General features: G+C 37.3%; 21 protein-coding genes. 13 read left to right on the top strand and 8 right to left on the bottom strand.

Features of this window, described 5'->3' with window-relative positions; genetic code table 11:
- Positions 1 to 2: 2 nt before the first annotated feature.
- Positions 3 to 431, bottom strand: coding sequence for a hypothetical protein (locus H4J38_RS03540; protein WP_182129490.1), 429 nt, complete (start codon positions 429 to 431; stop codon positions 3 to 5).
- A 128-nt stretch (positions 432 to 559) separates the two neighbouring features.
- Between H4J38_RS03540 and H4J38_RS03535 the strand changes: the two genes are divergently transcribed.
- The 6 genes from H4J38_RS03535 (at position 560) to H4J38_RS03510 (ending at position 4,034) form a co-directional block, all read left to right on the top strand.
- Positions 560 to 1,153, top strand: a complete 594-nt coding sequence (locus H4J38_RS03535; RefSeq protein ID WP_182129488.1) for a DUF4136 domain-containing protein — start codon at positions 560 to 562, stop codon at positions 1,151 to 1,153.
- Positions 1,153 to 1,629 (top strand): hypothetical protein, encoded by a 477-nt coding sequence (locus tag H4J38_RS03530; protein ID WP_182129486.1) that lies wholly within the window; start codon positions 1,153 to 1,155, stop codon positions 1,627 to 1,629. Before H4J38_RS03535 ends, H4J38_RS03530 begins: the two co-directional genes overlap by 1 nt.
- A gap of 186 nt (positions 1,630 to 1,815) precedes the next feature.
- Positions 1,816 to 2,139, top strand: coding sequence for a ribonuclease E inhibitor RraB (locus H4J38_RS03525; protein WP_182129484.1), 324 nt, complete (start codon positions 1,816 to 1,818; stop codon positions 2,137 to 2,139).
- A gap of 474 nt (positions 2,140 to 2,613) precedes the next feature.
- Positions 2,614 to 2,823 carry a hypothetical protein gene (locus H4J38_RS03520; protein WP_182129482.1) on the top strand — a complete coding sequence of 70 codons (210 nt, stop codon included), beginning with the start codon at positions 2,614 to 2,616 and terminating at the stop codon, positions 2,821 to 2,823.
- A 116-nt stretch (positions 2,824 to 2,939) separates the two neighbouring features.
- Positions 2,940 to 3,431: a DUF6622 family protein gene (locus H4J38_RS03515; RefSeq protein WP_182129480.1), complete on the top strand. Its 492-nt coding sequence runs from the start codon at positions 2,940 to 2,942 to the stop codon at positions 3,429 to 3,431.
- A 111-nt stretch (positions 3,432 to 3,542) separates the two neighbouring features.
- Complete coding sequence (locus H4J38_RS03510) at positions 3,543 to 4,034, top strand: gamma-glutamylcyclotransferase family protein (protein ID WP_182129478.1); 492 nt, start codon at positions 3,543 to 3,545, stop codon at positions 4,032 to 4,034.
- Between the two features lie 75 nt (positions 4,035 to 4,109).
- Here H4J38_RS03510 and H4J38_RS03505 read toward each other — a convergent pair whose 3' ends face one another.
- Positions 4,110 to 4,781, bottom strand: a complete 672-nt coding sequence (locus H4J38_RS03505) for a tRNA (adenine(22)-N(1))-methyltransferase TrmK (protein WP_182129477.1) — start codon at positions 4,779 to 4,781, stop codon at positions 4,110 to 4,112.
- Between the two features lie 226 nt (positions 4,782 to 5,007).
- Between H4J38_RS03505 and H4J38_RS03500 the strand changes: the two genes are divergently transcribed.
- Together H4J38_RS03500 and H4J38_RS03495 are read left to right on the top strand one after the other, a co-directional pair.
- A complete protein-coding gene (locus H4J38_RS03500) occupies positions 5,008 to 5,385 on the top strand; it encodes a PAS domain-containing protein (protein WP_182129475.1) in 378 nt (125 codons plus the stop codon).
- A 126-nt stretch (positions 5,386 to 5,511) separates the two neighbouring features.
- Positions 5,512 to 5,679: a PLDc N-terminal domain-containing protein gene (locus H4J38_RS03495; protein WP_182129473.1), complete on the top strand. Its 168-nt coding sequence runs from the start codon at positions 5,512 to 5,514 to the stop codon at positions 5,677 to 5,679.
- A gap of 222 nt (positions 5,680 to 5,901) precedes the next feature.
- Here the strand turns inward: H4J38_RS03495 and H4J38_RS03490 are convergent, their stop codons facing one another.
- The gene (locus H4J38_RS03490; RefSeq protein ID WP_182129471.1) at positions 5,902 to 6,060 is read right to left on the bottom strand and encodes a hypothetical protein; all 159 of its coding nucleotides are present in this window, start codon (positions 6,058 to 6,060) and stop codon (positions 5,902 to 5,904) included.
- 477 nt (positions 6,061 to 6,537) lie between these two features.
- Here H4J38_RS03490 and H4J38_RS03485 point away from each other — a divergent pair, with 477 nt between their 5' ends.
- The 5 genes from H4J38_RS03485 (at position 6,538) to H4J38_RS03470 (ending at position 10,135) form a co-directional block, all read left to right on the top strand.
- Positions 6,538 to 6,795, top strand: a complete 258-nt coding sequence (locus H4J38_RS03485) for a hypothetical protein (RefSeq protein WP_182129469.1) — start codon at positions 6,538 to 6,540, stop codon at positions 6,793 to 6,795.
- An 88-nt stretch (positions 6,796 to 6,883) separates the two neighbouring features.
- Complete coding sequence (locus H4J38_RS17040) at positions 6,884 to 7,075, top strand: MscL family protein (RefSeq protein ID WP_220465401.1); 192 nt, start codon at positions 6,884 to 6,886, stop codon at positions 7,073 to 7,075.
- On the top strand, positions 7,044 to 7,274 hold the full coding sequence (locus tag H4J38_RS17035; RefSeq protein WP_220465400.1) for a hypothetical protein: 231 nt from the start codon (positions 7,044 to 7,046) through the stop codon (positions 7,272 to 7,274). Before H4J38_RS17040 ends, H4J38_RS17035 begins: the two co-directional genes overlap by 32 nt.
- 617 nt (positions 7,275 to 7,891) lie before the next feature.
- Positions 7,892 to 8,650: a PRC-barrel domain containing protein gene (locus tag H4J38_RS03475; protein WP_182129467.1), complete on the top strand. Its 759-nt coding sequence runs from the start codon at positions 7,892 to 7,894 to the stop codon at positions 8,648 to 8,650.
- A gap of 114 nt (positions 8,651 to 8,764) precedes the next feature.
- Positions 8,765 to 10,135, top strand: coding sequence for a lyase family protein (locus H4J38_RS03470; protein WP_182129465.1), 1,371 nt, complete (start codon positions 8,765 to 8,767; stop codon positions 10,133 to 10,135).
- Between the two features lie 198 nt (positions 10,136 to 10,333).
- On the opposite strand, the gene H4J38_RS03465 is transcribed toward H4J38_RS03470, so the two are convergent.
- The 5 genes from H4J38_RS03465 to H4J38_RS03445 all read right to left on the bottom strand — a co-directional run bounded on the left by H4J38_RS03465 (position 10,334) and on the right by H4J38_RS03445 (position 14,002).
- Positions 10,334 to 10,963: a trimeric intracellular cation channel family protein gene (locus H4J38_RS03465; RefSeq protein ID WP_182129463.1), complete on the bottom strand. Its 630-nt coding sequence runs from the start codon at positions 10,961 to 10,963 to the stop codon at positions 10,334 to 10,336.
- Positions 10,964 to 10,975: 12 nt separating this feature from the next.
- Positions 10,976 to 11,365, bottom strand: a complete 390-nt coding sequence (locus H4J38_RS03460) for a rhodanese-like domain-containing protein (protein ID WP_182129461.1) — start codon at positions 11,363 to 11,365, stop codon at positions 10,976 to 10,978.
- Between the two features lie 120 nt (positions 11,366 to 11,485).
- Entirely contained in the window at positions 11,486 to 12,466 is a 981-nt protein-coding gene (locus tag H4J38_RS03455; protein WP_182129459.1) for a cobalamin biosynthesis protein, read from the bottom strand.
- Positions 12,466 to 13,176: a 5'-methylthioadenosine/S-adenosylhomocysteine nucleosidase gene (gene mtnN, locus H4J38_RS03450; RefSeq protein ID WP_182129457.1), complete on the bottom strand. Its 711-nt coding sequence runs from the start codon at positions 13,174 to 13,176 to the stop codon at positions 12,466 to 12,468. Before mtnN ends, H4J38_RS03455 begins: the two co-directional genes overlap by 1 nt.
- A 166-nt stretch (positions 13,177 to 13,342) precedes the next feature.
- Complete coding sequence (locus tag H4J38_RS03445; protein ID WP_182129455.1) at positions 13,343 to 14,002, bottom strand: DUF2726 domain-containing protein; 660 nt, start codon at positions 14,000 to 14,002, stop codon at positions 13,343 to 13,345.
- Between the last annotated feature and the right edge of the window lie 173 nt (positions 14,003 to 14,175).

The following is a 14,175-nucleotide window of genomic DNA, read 5'->3' as shown; positions in this document are numbered from 1 at the left end:
ATTTAAATAGGTAAACTATTTAAAAATTCGCTAGTATCAATCTTAAATTGGCAAGATTCCATCCACGCAATAGCATCTGCTGTTTCGGCAAAGACTCGTCGTTCATAATTAACTTCGCTTTTCGGGACAATATTTTCAAGTTGGATACTTTTCAATGCCGAGGGACTATAAATGTGACAGTCTTTGATGCAGCCATTGTCTTTAAAGCGCTGACAATGCGCAATGAGATGTGACTCTATATCCGGAACACCTAACTCCCAATTATCAAAAAAAGAAACAATAGCCCACTGTGTGCCTTTTAAATGTTGGGTTTTATCTTGAAATTCTTTGCTGTATTGAATAGCCGCCTCTTCATTCCAGCAGCCACTAAACCATTGCAATACATAATTATCTTTTACTAAAATTTGCCAGTCACCGTGTACTGCAAACATATGGACTCACTTATGTATCGATAGTTGTTTACTCTAATGACCATTACACGACTTTTTTAAGTTTAAGTAAAGTTGTAATTTACAACTAGCTAGGTAATCTAGTGTCATTATTTCTTGTTTGAGCCACCATGATAAATAGTAGATCACTTAGCTGCTTAGTATTAATAATCAGCCTTGTTTCTTGTTCATCTATAAACAGTGCTACCACGGCTTTTCGTGATGGCTTTGATTTTTCCACTGTTGAAAGCTATAGCACTTATGGCCGCAACTCGGCCTTTGGTGATTTACAAAACCTTAAAGATACTACCCGCAACACCATTGAACTTGCTATTGAACAGGGTTTTGATGAAAATGGCTTTCGCTATAAAATTTTAGAAAATGCTGACATTGTTATTGCATACCACGTGCTTAACCATAATTTTGCTGAACTTAACAAATATAATCAGCAAGTAAAATATTGTGGCTATTGTTTAAATGCAGGCAAAAACTCGCGCGTAGAATTAGAAAAAAAACTCCGCCCCGGCAGTTTGGTTCTCGATATTATTGACCCAAAAAGTCAGCGTTCGGTCTGGCGCAGTATTTATCCATTAGGCTTTAAAGAGCAAGACAACAGTCGTGAATTACAGGAAAAAATTAGTAACGCTATCGATACCATGTTGCGTGATTATCCTCGTGGTAAAAATATTAGCCAAATTCTTAACTTTAAAGGGGAGTTTGCATAATGGCGAAGTGGCTAGCTATTACGCTTTTTGCGATGATCTGTTTTATGGTGATTTTACTAGGTTTAGGTTATTTACTGTCAGAAAATGAAAAATCCACCGCAGTACTGAAAGATCAATTGGCGCAACAAACCCAGTTAAGTCAGAAAAAAACTCATCAACGTCAAAACCTTAGTGGCTACTCTAAGGCAGAGGCAGCTGCCGATGCAGCGCCAAAGCAAACGAATGCGGAAATAATGCAAACGTTTGAAATGACCTTAATAAACAACTTAACTTGCGTAACTTTAACGCAATGTCAGGTGGTGACCGTTAAATTTAAAAATATTAACTGTAAGCTAGCCAGCAATGTTATAGGTGCATCGCAACTTAAAAAAATAGCCACTAACACCATCACAATGGATAACTGCCCAATAGTAACCCCGAATAGCCAACTGGCTTGCCAGCAAAATATTTGCAGTTTAGTAAGTAGAGCTGATTAACTGTATTAGCTAACTTACCAAGCGCTTTATAGGCTATTTTTGTGATGCTATTTCTTCCTATTGGAGTATGGCAAACCCTAAAAACAATTACCTTAGTAAAATAGCTTTTATAATTGTCAGCAAACGAGCATATTTTAGGACTTTGGGTATATAATAAGGCATTGTTTTTAATAAATAGTATGTAATATGACTTTTCCCGACGACGAAACCGGCCAAGTTTTAGCTGAAATGCAAGCTGCAGGCATTAACTTAAACGAAATGCACCAAGTAGTGTTCTTTCAGTTATTTGAACAAGAGCTTCAAGCAAAAGCTATGATTGAGCATTTAGCTGAGCAAGCACCAGATATGCTTGTAACTATAGAGCCCGACGAATTACCTAATGTTTGGGATGTTAATTGTACTGTATCCATGATCCCTAGTTATGAAGCCATAGTTGCGCAAGAAGCTGAGTTTGAGTTGCTAGCGACAAAATTCAAAGGTTTTAATGATGGTTGGGGGATTGAGGCTTAGCTTAGAAGTTTCAGCTAGCCCAAACGTACTATTATTTTTGTAATGAGGCATTTCTTTTAAGTGTCTCATGCAAGCTTTCAAAATAACAAAATCACTTCATAAAAAACCTCTATTACAACCGTTAAATTACTCAATTACCAGTTCCCCATAGAATCAATTAAGCTTTATTGGAAAGTGATATTAACCATGCTTGATTGCTGTTTTATAGACAGTATTTTGATACTTCCACTCATGTAGGTAATGAAGAAAATTTTCTTATTTCGTCCTAAAGTGAAATGCATATTATACTTTTAAGTCGATAGTGGTAATAGGTACAAAGATTTGTTATTAATAATACGTAAATACGGCTATATGTCGTTTAACAGAACAAAATACAGTTGGCGCTTTCTCTTTAGTCTATCAACATTTTAGCCAATAAATTTTTGTCCATTAATTGGGCTAGATTACAAAATTAACATGGAGTATATAGCAATAATGGAAGTTAAAATATTCACGAAAATCATAAAAACTAAAAGAGGTTTTCTTCCCAACTCAGACACTTCATCAGATAGTGGTTTGGAAGCAGAGATAAACCTTTGGCTGGCTTCTAAACTAAATGTTGAAGTAAAAAAAGTGACTCAATCTCAAAGTGGTGGTTCATGGTTCCCGTCAACATTGGTAATAAGTGTTTGGTATGAACCGTAATATAGAAAGAAATAAACAAGGACACGTACCAGTAGGCTACGTTTCACTACACAATTGTAGCCAACCATTACTTAGCTTGTTATGTGGGCGTTATATATTTCTAAAGGGATAGGTCATTGTCAGAGTTAATTAGTCATACACCTGTTTGGGTTTTTATTGTATTTTTTACTCTACTAGTTTTGGGTTTCATCCAAACAAAAGAGCGCACTGTAAAAGTTAAGACGGTCTTTATTTTACCTGTAGCAATGATTATATTTTCATTTTTTGGCGTGTATTCTGTTTTTGGGCTTTCAGTTGCCGCTATTGCTCTATGGTTACTTGGCCTTGTCATAGCTTTAGTCCTAGGTTTTAAATTGGGTTATCCAAAACACGTTAGCTATTCACAACAAGTAGAAAAGTTAACTATTTCTGGTAGTAAAATACAGTTAATATTTATGATGGCTATTTTCTTTACTAAATACTTTGTGGGTTTTGCTTTTGCTAGAGACTTACCTCTAGTAAATGAGTTTATATTCCTAGTTGTAATATGTTTATTTTACGGTCTATTTAGCGGGATCTTCTTGTCACGTAGCCTAGTTATGTTCAACGTGAGTAAAGTTTCAGTGTAAATATGTACAACAAGTAATAAAGCAAGACAAAAGCAGTTGGCTTTACTCCTGCGTATTATTGTAAACAACTATGTTGCCCTTTAATTTGGCATTAACTGTACAGGAGGTTTAGTGAAGTATTTTGCATATGGTTCAAACATGTCACTTGTAAGACTTCAAGAGCGAGTACCAAGTGCTCAAAAGCTTGAAGTAGTTACCCTCAAAAACCACCAATTACGTTTTAATATGAGCGGTAATGATGGTTCAGGTAAATGTGATTCTTTTGAAACTAATAATAGCGAAGACATAGTCATTGGGGCTCTCTTTGAGATTAACGAAAATGAAAAATCAATTTTGGATCGAGCCGAAAGTTTAGGATCTGGTTACAATGAAAAGTTTGTCTTGGTACAGAATTACTCGGGTGAGACCTTCGAGGCATTAATATATTGTGCAATTAAAATAGACGCTTCATTAAAGCCTTATTCTTGGTACCTAAATCACGTAATTATTGGAGCAAGGGAGACAAAATTACCTGCGGACTATCTCGCTGTCATTGAGTCCGTTGAGTGTATAGTAGACCCAAATCAAAATAGAGAAGCAAAGGAACGCTCAATGTACAGTTAGTACACTGTTGAACAAGGGTGAAATACAGTTGGCTTTATGGCTTCGCCCAAACATTTTAATCACTCAATAAGAGCGTTAGACTTTGCTGCTATAAGCACTAATAATGTCATCAACGTTCTCGGTGCCTCCTTGTTGTACTCGCTTGTAGTGGTTGAGAGTTCTTGCTAAATACTGTTCAACTACACGTGTTTGTTTAACGGTATTTGATCGCCAAATGTTATGCCCTACCGGGTCAATGGGTTTATAGGTATCGCTTATTGTTGACACCAACATCACCTCGTAGATACGGCTATTATCCTCAACTAACACTTCATTTTTCAAACTGAGCTTTAATTCTATTAGCTTTTTACGCAGTGCAAATTGTTGGTTAACTGGGCAAAGTAGAAAATCAATATTCAAGTTTTGATGTTGTTGATGAATGTCATTGATGAATTTGATCATTAAGTCGCCACCTATGCCTGCAATAATGACTAGGTGTTTTCCTTGATATTGCTTCAGCGATAATTTCGCTACATTAAGACAGTGTGTTTGCCAATTTGAACGGGAGTTTTGGTAAAACTGCTGTAGCTTACTTTCTATACTCGTTATCAGCTCTGGCACAATATCAACAAAGTGTATATTTTGGGCTGCTTGTCTAGACAACAAACTTGCCCCTAAAAAACCATGATCACAGCAGCAATCCCATATATGGGTATAATCTGCAGTTACCATTTGCTCAATTTGCTGTAATCTTTTACTGAGTTTCAATGAAATAGCCTGTATTGCGACGATTAAATTATCGCATTGTAATGGTTTTATTTATTTTTGCGAGCTTGCTTTGCTTTAAAAAAACATTGAAGCTAAGCTCTACTGATGGCATGTAGTGCCTAGCTCAATATTTATTTTATTGTTTAAAAAAATTTTTGAAGTTAGAGTATCAGCAACCATCAACAACAGTAAAAACGAGTGATTTTTTAGGCTCGTTAGAGTCTTTATGTTTACTGAAAATCCAGAAAATTTTATCTATAACTCATCCATTGGCATTCACGCAGTATCACCCGATGGTATTATTGTCTACGCTAATGAGTGTGAACTCGATGTTTTAGGTTATGAAAAAAACGAATATGTAGGTCATCATATTTCAGAATTTCAGATAGATAGCGTTTGTTTAGCTGACATGATGGAGCGTCTAAGTCGCTTTGATATATTGAAGAATTATCCTGCAAAGGTACAAGGGAAAGCTGAGATTAAATATCTTATCTATAACTCGAGTGTATATGAAGAAAATGGCGAATTTAAACATACCCGCTGTTATGGAACTGAGGTTGAGAAAGTCATTTATGATGTGTTTTTAAAGCATTTTGATTTTTAATATGGCTTTTAGTCGCTACTATAAAGTGGTTAAAGTTAGTTTCATGATTATGCGCTAGGATAATAGAGGATCGTCCACAGTTTTGTGGTTTAGGTATTAAATTAATATCTCTTAGGGAGAGAATTTATGTTTACAGGTATTTTAGGTTTTCTGCATTTAATTATCGCGATATGGGCGATTCTTAGTATTTTTAAATCAGGTGCATCGACGGCAGAAAAAATTGTATGGGCATTAGTTGTACTTTTCTTCCCTATTATTGGTTTGATTATTTGGTTTTTAGCCGGGCCCAAATAACGATAAAATGAGATCATAGGTACTGATTTACTTATAGGGCTGAATTGATATTAGGCTAGTCAAATTGGTATCACTACTAATGTATGCTTAAGTACGTTTGAAACTATTAAATATAGTATTTGATTTTAAAAATCCCCCGCTAATTAATGTTCACATTACGGGGGATTACAAATTACATATTAATCAAGGTTATATTACTTAGGGCAACGGCTATTCTGCTTGTTATGAAGATTGCACCAAGGATTTTACCATTCGTGAATATCTATTTAGCTGTAAATAATGCCAATGGATTGCTGATAACGCGGATAATTGCCCCAATGCTCTTAATGCTGACCAAGCAGACAATGATAACGACGGTTTAGGTAATTTTTGCCATAGCACACTGGAGCCTATTACGAACCACAGTTCTAGTTGTGAGGAGACTTTGCTTCATGTTTTATTAGTCGAGCCAGAATTGACCATATCAAAATAGAAAAGAGACGTTGGGTAGCTTGATAGCCATCCATTTTTGGCATTTGACAATCCATTAAAAGCAATAAAAAAAGCGTTCATCTTCTTCCTCATAGTCAAGTATGGCTAGGCTTCTAGTCCGTCATTTACAAAGGTACGTTTTGCTAAATCATCTTAAATAAAACTTTTTACAGTTGCTACATTTGCTAACTAGTAAATCTCCAGCTAAGTTAATTTATCATTAAGTAAAAGGTTTTTGACAACTTATGTGGCAGCGGTTATGTTGAATTTGTATTTTATAAAGATGGGTTTTCTAGTGAGTCAGTTAAGAGATCTTTTATGTGAACTTAATTGATTTATAATGTTATAAAGCACGCTTGTAGAGTGGTGTTAACTTAAGGAATCGGGATGCCAACAAATAAACACAAACGAAAAGCTTCTGCTCATGCTACACCTAGAACAGTCAAAAATGCTAAATCTTCTGGGTTGATATCGTTACACCCAAAAATTTTTATTTCCATCGGTTTGTTTTTTGTTGCTTTAGGTATATATCTTATGGCTTTTGAAGCTCAAAGCAATGCTATGTTTGGTATTGCTATGCTATTGCTTGTTACTGGCACGGCAACAACCATTTATGCTAATTTTGCGGTGCCTAAGAGTAAATAGAATAGTATTTAAAGATTATATAGCCACTGTTAATAAGCGAAGCTGAGAGTCTATAAAGAAAATATTTGCGGAATATAAAGTATTTGCCTTGAAAGGCAATGTGCTAGATATAGCTATTGTTGTAGGCGGTGCTTTTGCTTCCATTACCAGTAGTTTACTGGCTAATGTTTTTGCGCCAACCAAAGGTTTATTTATCAGCGGCGTTGATTTGGCCGATTTGTTCTTGGTGCTAAAAATTGGTGTACAGGATGGCCCATATTTTATTAGCACTTGCCAATAAAGACGGTGCGGTAACACTCAGTTATGGTTTGTTTATTAATAGTGTCTGGTTTGCCTTCATCTTAGTTAAGGGGATCAATCGTATAAAGGACGCAGAGTCAAAGCAAGTAGGCAAGGCAACGAAAAATTGCCAGTTTTGTTATTCGGTTATCAATATTAAAGCGTCTAAGTGGCCACAATCCACAGCAAACCTAAGGTAAGCTTCCAAATTAAGCTAGTTTACTTTCCCCTCGATGTTTTGCCCCATTATTGTTTTGCTCTTGTTGAATTACCTGAAAATCGAATACGGTTACGCGTCAATGCCTAGTGGCTAAAGGCTACGCCATATATCAACAATAATCAGTCGAGTCAGTGAGCAATGTAAATTATGCTATTCCGGTTATAGTCTGGTTATTCATAACTAACACACTGGGTGTTAAGTTTAAAATGACACTACTACTGAACATATTAGTAACTACCGCTATGACTTTTAACGCATACCCTTTGTCACATAAAATTCAATCAGAAGCTATAAAATGTTTGTGCTGACTATCGCTTTTAGTTAGTACACTAACTATTAATTTTGGTAGGTTTAAATTTATTTCTAAGTTTTGATAGGTTGTTTTGTTTTTATATTCAAATAAATAAAATTTGAACTATAATTATAGTATGTACACTAAGTAATGTAGCAAGTAATTGCGTTGCATATAAAGTAAGGAACTTGTACGAAATCATCTTAAGTTATTATCGGCGTATGAGAGCGAAAATTCTAATGTTTTATTCTAATGTTTTGATGAAAATCAATTGTTAAATATAACGAACAAAGATGGAGAAAGTGATGTTAGTCAATTTGGAAGAGCTAAACGGAAGTACTATTCATGCAGTAGATGGTGAAGTTGGGCAGGTAACAGATGTGTATTTTGATGATAGACACTGGACCATAAGATTTATGGTAGTTGATATCCAGCCTTGGGTACCCTTAAGTGAAAAAACCTTGATAAGCCCTATATCACTGCTTGAATACGACATTAAAGAGCAGCAACTTAACGTTTCTATAACAAAAGATAAGGTTAAGAACAGTCCACAAATAGATGAACACGAAACAGTTTCCCGTGAGTTTGAAAAGAGCTATTTTGATTATTATGCCTATGGTTACTATTGGGTGGGGCCTGGAGCATGGGGTGAATACGCGTATCCAATGGCTTTGGTTAATCCAAAAACATTGTCAAAAGATAGCAGCGAAAGTGAAGATACTAAAACTACCAACCATCTTCGTTCAACCAATGAGATTACGCATTACGGTATAGATGCTTTAGATGGTAAAAAAGGTTATATCAAAGACTTTATTTGTGACACCGATAGTTGGTCTCTGCTTTACATTGTGGTTGATACCCGTGACTGGCTACCTGGCGGCAAAAAAGTACTGATCTCTCCAAAGCATTTAGATAAATTAAATTGGGAAGAAAAAACGGTCACCTGTAATCTTAGTTTTGAGCAGATAAAAGCATGTCCAGAATACTACGAAGACAAATTGAATGATGTTGAATATCTAGCAGAGGTTAAAAATAAACTCATGTTCAATAAGCAGTCAAATTAATTATATTCTCACAGTAATACGCCCATTATCCCATGGGCAAAAAAGTCAGTCGACGAAAAATTCTCAAGCTACTATTCTCAAGGTACTATTCTCGGGTAATTAAAGGATAACTAAATGCAAAAAAATGACGACAATAAAACATCTAAGAGTTACGAGATAACCGATATATTATATGGCAGTGAAACGGCCAAAGCATTGAGTAACTTTACCATTAGCGAGCTAAAAATGCCGCGAGCTTTTATTTGGGCATTAGCAACAATAAAAAGTGCATGCGCACAAGCTAACCACGAATTAGGATTGCTTGATGCCGATAAATCAGCTGCGATTCAATTTGCGGCCAAAGAAGTTGCTGACGGTTTTCACGTTAATCAGTTTCCAATTGATGTATTTCAAACCGGCTCGGGCACCAGCACTAACATGAACGTTAATGAAGTTATTGCCTCGTTAGTCAAGCGACATAGTCAGCAAGAAATTAATCTTCACCCAAACGATGACGTGAACATGGGGCAAAGCTCTAATGACGTTATCCCGTCATGTATCCACTTAAGTGCAGCAAAGCTTATTTCTGATGAATTGTTACCCTCACTACAACATTTAATTGATACCTTGGATGCAAAAGCAAGTGAACATCACAGCACGATTAAAACTGGCAGAACGCATTTAATGGACGCTATGCCATTGAGTTTCGCTCAGGAAATAAGTGGCTGGAGCAGCCAAATTAGTTATGCACATGATCAACTTAAAAATAGCTTACCTAGCTTATGCAAACTGGCTATTGGCGGAACCGCAATCGGTACAGGTGTTAACACACATCCTGAGTTTGCTGCGATTGTAACGCGGGTATTAACCCAAAGAACCGGTTTAAAGCTGAGCCCCGCGGATAATTATTTTCGCGCCATAAGTGCTCAAGACACAGCAGTACAGGTCAGTGGTATGCTTAAAACTACAGCGGTTAGTTTGAGTAAAGTCAGTAATGATATTCGCTGGCTTAGCAGTGGACCGCTAAATGGCTTAAATGAATTACAGTTACCTGAGCTACAAAAAGGTAGCAGTATTATGCCAGGCAAAGTTAACCCTGTGATCCCAGAAGCGGTATTAATGGCTTGTACTCAGGTGATTGGCAACGACACCACTATTACCTTAGCTGGGCAATCGGGTAATTTTCAACTCAATACTATGCTGCCTTTAATTGGTCATACTTTAGCGCAAAGTATTCAACTTTTAACTTCAAGCAATATAGCACTCGCCGATAAAGTGATTAAAGATATGAAAGTAAATCATTCTATGATTAATCAAAACTTGGCAAAAAATCCTATTTTGGCAACAGCGTTAAACCAGTTGATTGGTTATGACAAAAGCGCCGAGATTGCTAAAAAAGCGTATGAAGAAAAAAGAACGGTGTTAGATGTTGCGCTAGAGCTAACCGATATTAGTGAAACCGAGCTTATTGTATTACTCGACCCTAAACGGCTAACAGGAGGATAAAATTTAATATAACTGTTAGGCGAAAAAATTAGGCGATAAGGTTTATTTTCCATAGCCGATTAATAGCATTCTACAGGGTAATTTTTAACTTAAGTCTATAGGGTTTAATTAAGTTTCAACTCGGGGATAGCTGAGCTTAAGTTTTTTAGGTGAACTAAGCTCGCTGTTAACTTAGTTCACTAGCGATAATTAGCGCTACTACTTACTCTCTTCTTGCTCAATTATATCAAAAGCCGGCAAGGTTACGCGCCAATAAATGGCCGCTAAACGTAACGACAATGCGCCCAATATTGAGCCAATAATAGCGATATGCTGGGGTAAGTCAAAATATAGCAATAAGGTATATAGTGTGCCCCCTAAGATAGCGGCGGTAGCATAAATTTCTTTTCTTAAAATCATCGGAATTACATTACACAACACGTCGCGTATCATGCCGCCAGCAACGGCTGACATTGTGCCCATAACAATGGCGACAGGAACTGCTGCGCCGAGGCTGAGTGCTTTTTCGGTACCCAATACGGCAAATAAGGCTAAACCAAAGGCGTCTGAAACCAATAAAAATCGTTTGGGAATGCGCTTTGGGCAACGAATAAAAATAATAGTCAGTACTGCAGTAGCCAAAATAACATAAAGATAAACCGGATTTTCGACCCAAAATACTGGTGTTTGTAAAATTACATCGCGAATGGTGCCGCCGCCAATAGCAGTAACCGCAGACAACACCACCACACCAAAGGGGTCAAGTTGATAGCGCCCGGCCATTAATGCCCCTGAAAAGGCAAAAACAATAACGCCGAACAGATCAAGCCAATAAAGTAATTCTAACATTTGTGAACTTGCTTATTTTACTAGGGGTAAGTCAGCTGATTGCCATCCGTTCATATCGCCTTCTAAGTGGCGAAGGTCACTAAAGCCTGCAGCACGTAAATCATTTTCTGCGCTTATTGCTCGACGACCTGAGCGACAATGCACGACAACAGTTTGGTCTTTTAAAGCAATAATTTTACTGAGATTATCGTTAATTTGCTCGTGGCTGATATTAATTGCGCCAGCGATATGTCCTTCTGCAAACTCTTCAGCGGTGCGCACATCTAACACTACGGTTTTATTTTCAGGTGTGGCCATTAAGCTTAAAAGTTCTTGCTGTGAAATAGTGGCTGTTTGCTCTGCAAAAGTTAAAAATGCACCAACGCTTAATAAAATAAATAATGCTGACTTGATAAATTTCATGAGAATTCCTTATGATCTGGTTAAACGTATTTTTACGCTAATGCCAATAGTTTACCTGATTCGGTAAGTTAGCAAAGGCTTTTAATTGCTCGTAAAGAGCTTTGCTACTTAGCGCTAGTTTTATCTACTCAAACCAGAAATAGAATAGGAGATTACGGCGAGTAACATCACTAGTAAAATAAAGAGATATAGTGCGTAATTTATTCGTTTGCTGGCATGAATAATATCAGTGGCTTGCGGTTGTCTAGCGTGGTCATTAAAGCTGGTTTTACGGACTTTACTTCTGTTATACATAGCCACGCCGCTGAGTTTTATTTCTAATCCTAAGGCAAGTACATGCAATAAAATACTGTTGTCCGTTTGAAAAAACTTGCCTCGTATTAAGCGCCAATATAACAACGTATTCTGGCCAACGGTGCCGATCAACAGTAGCACAGCAAATAATCGTGAGGGCAACCATTGTAGTAATTTAACAATATAGTTAATCGCCGCGCCAAAGTGCACAAAGCGATATATTTTGATATTCCATGCGTAATGCATTTCTAACAATAAACGAAACGCTAACGCCGCTAACGGACCAAAAAAAAGAAAGTAAAATCCAACACATACTAACAGTTGTGAGCTACGTAATACTTGCATTTCTATACAGGCTTTGCTGATCCCTAACGGTGAAAGCTGTTCGGTGTCACGCAACAATAGCGGCGCCACTTTTTGTTTGGCTTGGTAATTGTTATTAGCGACTATCTCTCGAGCAATGGCTTTATTGGTTTTAGTTAAGCCAAAGCTGCCTAGGGCGAAGTAAAGTAATAACGCATGCCAAAGCCATTGCACTTCAATAAACACTTCAAATAGCCATAAAATTGCGATCAAGGGAACTAAAGTCACTAGTACGGCAATGAGGCCTGAAATATTTTGTTGGCGTGAACTATTAGTCTGTTTATTAACTTTATCGGCTAAACGTTGACAATAAAAATTGAAAAAAGCTAACGGTTGTTGAGTAATAAACTGGCCGATTATTGCTTTTAATGCAATCAACAATAACAAGGTGACTGCAGAAGAATACAAATAAGGGCTAGTTAAAATATTACTCAGATGTTCCATTAGTTTAATGACTTTCCTTTCAGGGCTTCTATCATGCTCATTACTACTTTAGACGAGTTAACAGAGGCAGTTTCTAAGTATGCTTCAAATGAGGTTGGTGACTCTTTACCTGCAATATCTGACATTGAACGAATAACCACAAAAGGGGTTTTGAACTGATGACAGGTATGAGCAATGGCCGCACCTTCCATTTCTACAGCAGCCATAGTAGGGAAGTTGGCTCTGGCTTTAGCAATATCGTCATCTTTGGTCATAAAGGTGTCGCCGGTGGTGATCAAACCCACTAACGTTTGTATATTTTCAAGCGAACTTATGCCCACTTTTGCTGCAGCAATAAGTTCAGGGTGAGGAATATAAGCCGGTGGATTAGCCGGTAATTGGCCTATTTCATAACCGAAAGCGGTCACGTCAACATCGTGGTAACGTACTTCTGAGCTAATAACAATATCGCCGACTTTGAGTGATTGTTCAAAACCACCAGCTGAGCCGGTATTAACCACATAGTCAGGTTGAAATTTATCAATCAGTATTGCGGTTGCTAGTGCGGCGGCTACTTTACCAATGCCCGATTGCACAATAACCACGTCTGAGCCATTTAATAGCCCTTGATAAAATGTGTATCCAGCATGGGTGGATGTTTGGCAATTTTCTAACTTTGCTTTTAAAATTGCAACTTCTGGCTCCATAGCGCCAATAATGCCTGCTTTCATTAACTTTAATCCTGTAAATATTTTGGCGACCACATAGCGCCAGAGTTTATGCGCGGATTATAGCGCGACTTGCCGGTAAAATCTTTTATCCGTATCAACAAAAAAGCAGACTTATAGGTCTGCTTTATATTTTATCTAGTAACCGATACTAATGAAATAAATAATATTAGTGAGGTAATGCAGCCATTTGAGCAGATGAAAGCTGTCCAGCCATGGCTGGCGTATCTTTGGCCAACATTGCTTGCGCCGCTGATGGAGACAATACACCTGATGATCTTGGGCGAGCTTTAACTAAAGGTGCTGGAATAATTCGACCTTTCACTTTTGGAGAAGGCAAATTGTTACCCAACATGCGACTGTTAATGCAGGCACGAATTTCATCGATGGTGTAATTGGGTTTAACTTTAATACGAATATGCGGAATGGCCGCTGCTTCAAGTGCGCCGCTAACAAACCAGTCTTTTTTCACTTTGTAGCCTTTACCTTGGGTGTCGACTAAATCAATCACACCTAGCAACTTCATGCTATCGCGATCACAAATAACAAAATCTAAATACTTACTATTGGCATTGTTTGTGGCGGTTTGGCCGGCTCGTTTTGATACGCCATTGCGAATACTCACTATATCGGCAAGTTTAACGCGATTGATAATACGGTACTTTGAGCCCATAGCTTGCTCAACAAGGTTTTGAAAGTTTTTTTCTGCGGGAGTGAACAGGGCAGTTTTACGATCGAAAGGAAAAGGAAAACTATTATCGTTTAAGCGGCTAGCAAGCATACCAACAATAACAATTAGGCTGATCATGGCAAATAGAATGAGTTCCATATACATCTCCGGCAGTTCAATTTATTGACGTTTATCTTAGTTAACTAGATAAAGCAAAAAATGCGCCAGAGATGATGTTATGAACTCGCCAATTAGTTAATAAAGTCTATTAGGGCTGAAGTCTCAATTAACCAACTGATTTATAATGATTTATTGTTGTTGATTTAGTTTGT

Origin of the sequence: Colwellia sp. BRX10-3 (assembly GCF_014077505.1) — a bacterium.
Taxonomy (GTDB): domain Bacteria; phylum Pseudomonadota; class Gammaproteobacteria; order Enterobacterales; family Alteromonadaceae; genus Cognaticolwellia.
The sequence above is the reverse complement of the archived record's forward strand: the minus strand, read 5'-3'. Positions and strand labels throughout refer to the sequence as shown.

Coding starts and splice junctions, on each gene's coding strand:
- H4J38_RS03500 (WP_182129475.1), top strand. CDS start 5,008: ATGTTTACTGAAAATCCAGAAAATTTTATCTATAACTCATCCATTGGC.
- H4J38_RS03460 (WP_182129461.1), bottom strand. CDS start 11,365: ATGAAATTTATCAAGTCAGCATTATTTATTTTATTAAGCGTTGGTGCA.
- H4J38_RS03495 (WP_182129473.1), top strand. CDS start 5,512: ATGTTTACAGGTATTTTAGGTTTTCTGCATTTAATTATCGCGATATGG.
- H4J38_RS03465 (WP_182129463.1), bottom strand. CDS start 10,963: ATGTTAGAATTACTTTATTGGCTTGATCTGTTCGGCGTTATTGTTTTT.
- mtnN (WP_182129457.1), bottom strand. CDS start 13,176: ATGAAAGCAGGCATTATTGGCGCTATGGAGCCAGAAGTTGCAATTTTA.
- H4J38_RS03520 (WP_182129482.1), top strand. CDS start 2,614: ATGGAAGTTAAAATATTCACGAAAATCATAAAAACTAAAAGAGGTTTT.
- H4J38_RS03475 (WP_182129467.1), top strand. CDS start 7,892: ATGTTAGTCAATTTGGAAGAGCTAAACGGAAGTACTATTCATGCAGTA.
- H4J38_RS03525 (WP_182129484.1), top strand. CDS start 1,816: ATGACTTTTCCCGACGACGAAACCGGCCAAGTTTTAGCTGAAATGCAA.
- H4J38_RS03455 (WP_182129459.1), bottom strand. CDS start 12,466: ATGGAACATCTGAGTAATATTTTAACTAGCCCTTATTTGTATTCTTCT.
- H4J38_RS03485 (WP_182129469.1), top strand. CDS start 6,538: ATGCCAACAAATAAACACAAACGAAAAGCTTCTGCTCATGCTACACCT.
- H4J38_RS03540 (WP_182129490.1), bottom strand. CDS start 431: ATGTTTGCAGTACACGGTGACTGGCAAATTTTAGTAAAAGATAATTAT.
- H4J38_RS03470 (WP_182129465.1), top strand. CDS start 8,765: ATGCAAAAAAATGACGACAATAAAACATCTAAGAGTTACGAGATAACC.
- H4J38_RS03530 (WP_182129486.1), top strand. CDS start 1,153: ATGGCGAAGTGGCTAGCTATTACGCTTTTTGCGATGATCTGTTTTATG.
- H4J38_RS17035 (WP_220465400.1), top strand. CDS start 7,044: ATGGCCCATATTTTATTAGCACTTGCCAATAAAGACGGTGCGGTAACA.
- H4J38_RS03535 (WP_182129488.1), top strand. CDS start 560: ATGATAAATAGTAGATCACTTAGCTGCTTAGTATTAATAATCAGCCTT.
- H4J38_RS03445 (WP_182129455.1), bottom strand. CDS start 14,002: ATGGAACTCATTCTATTTGCCATGATCAGCCTAATTGTTATTGTTGGT.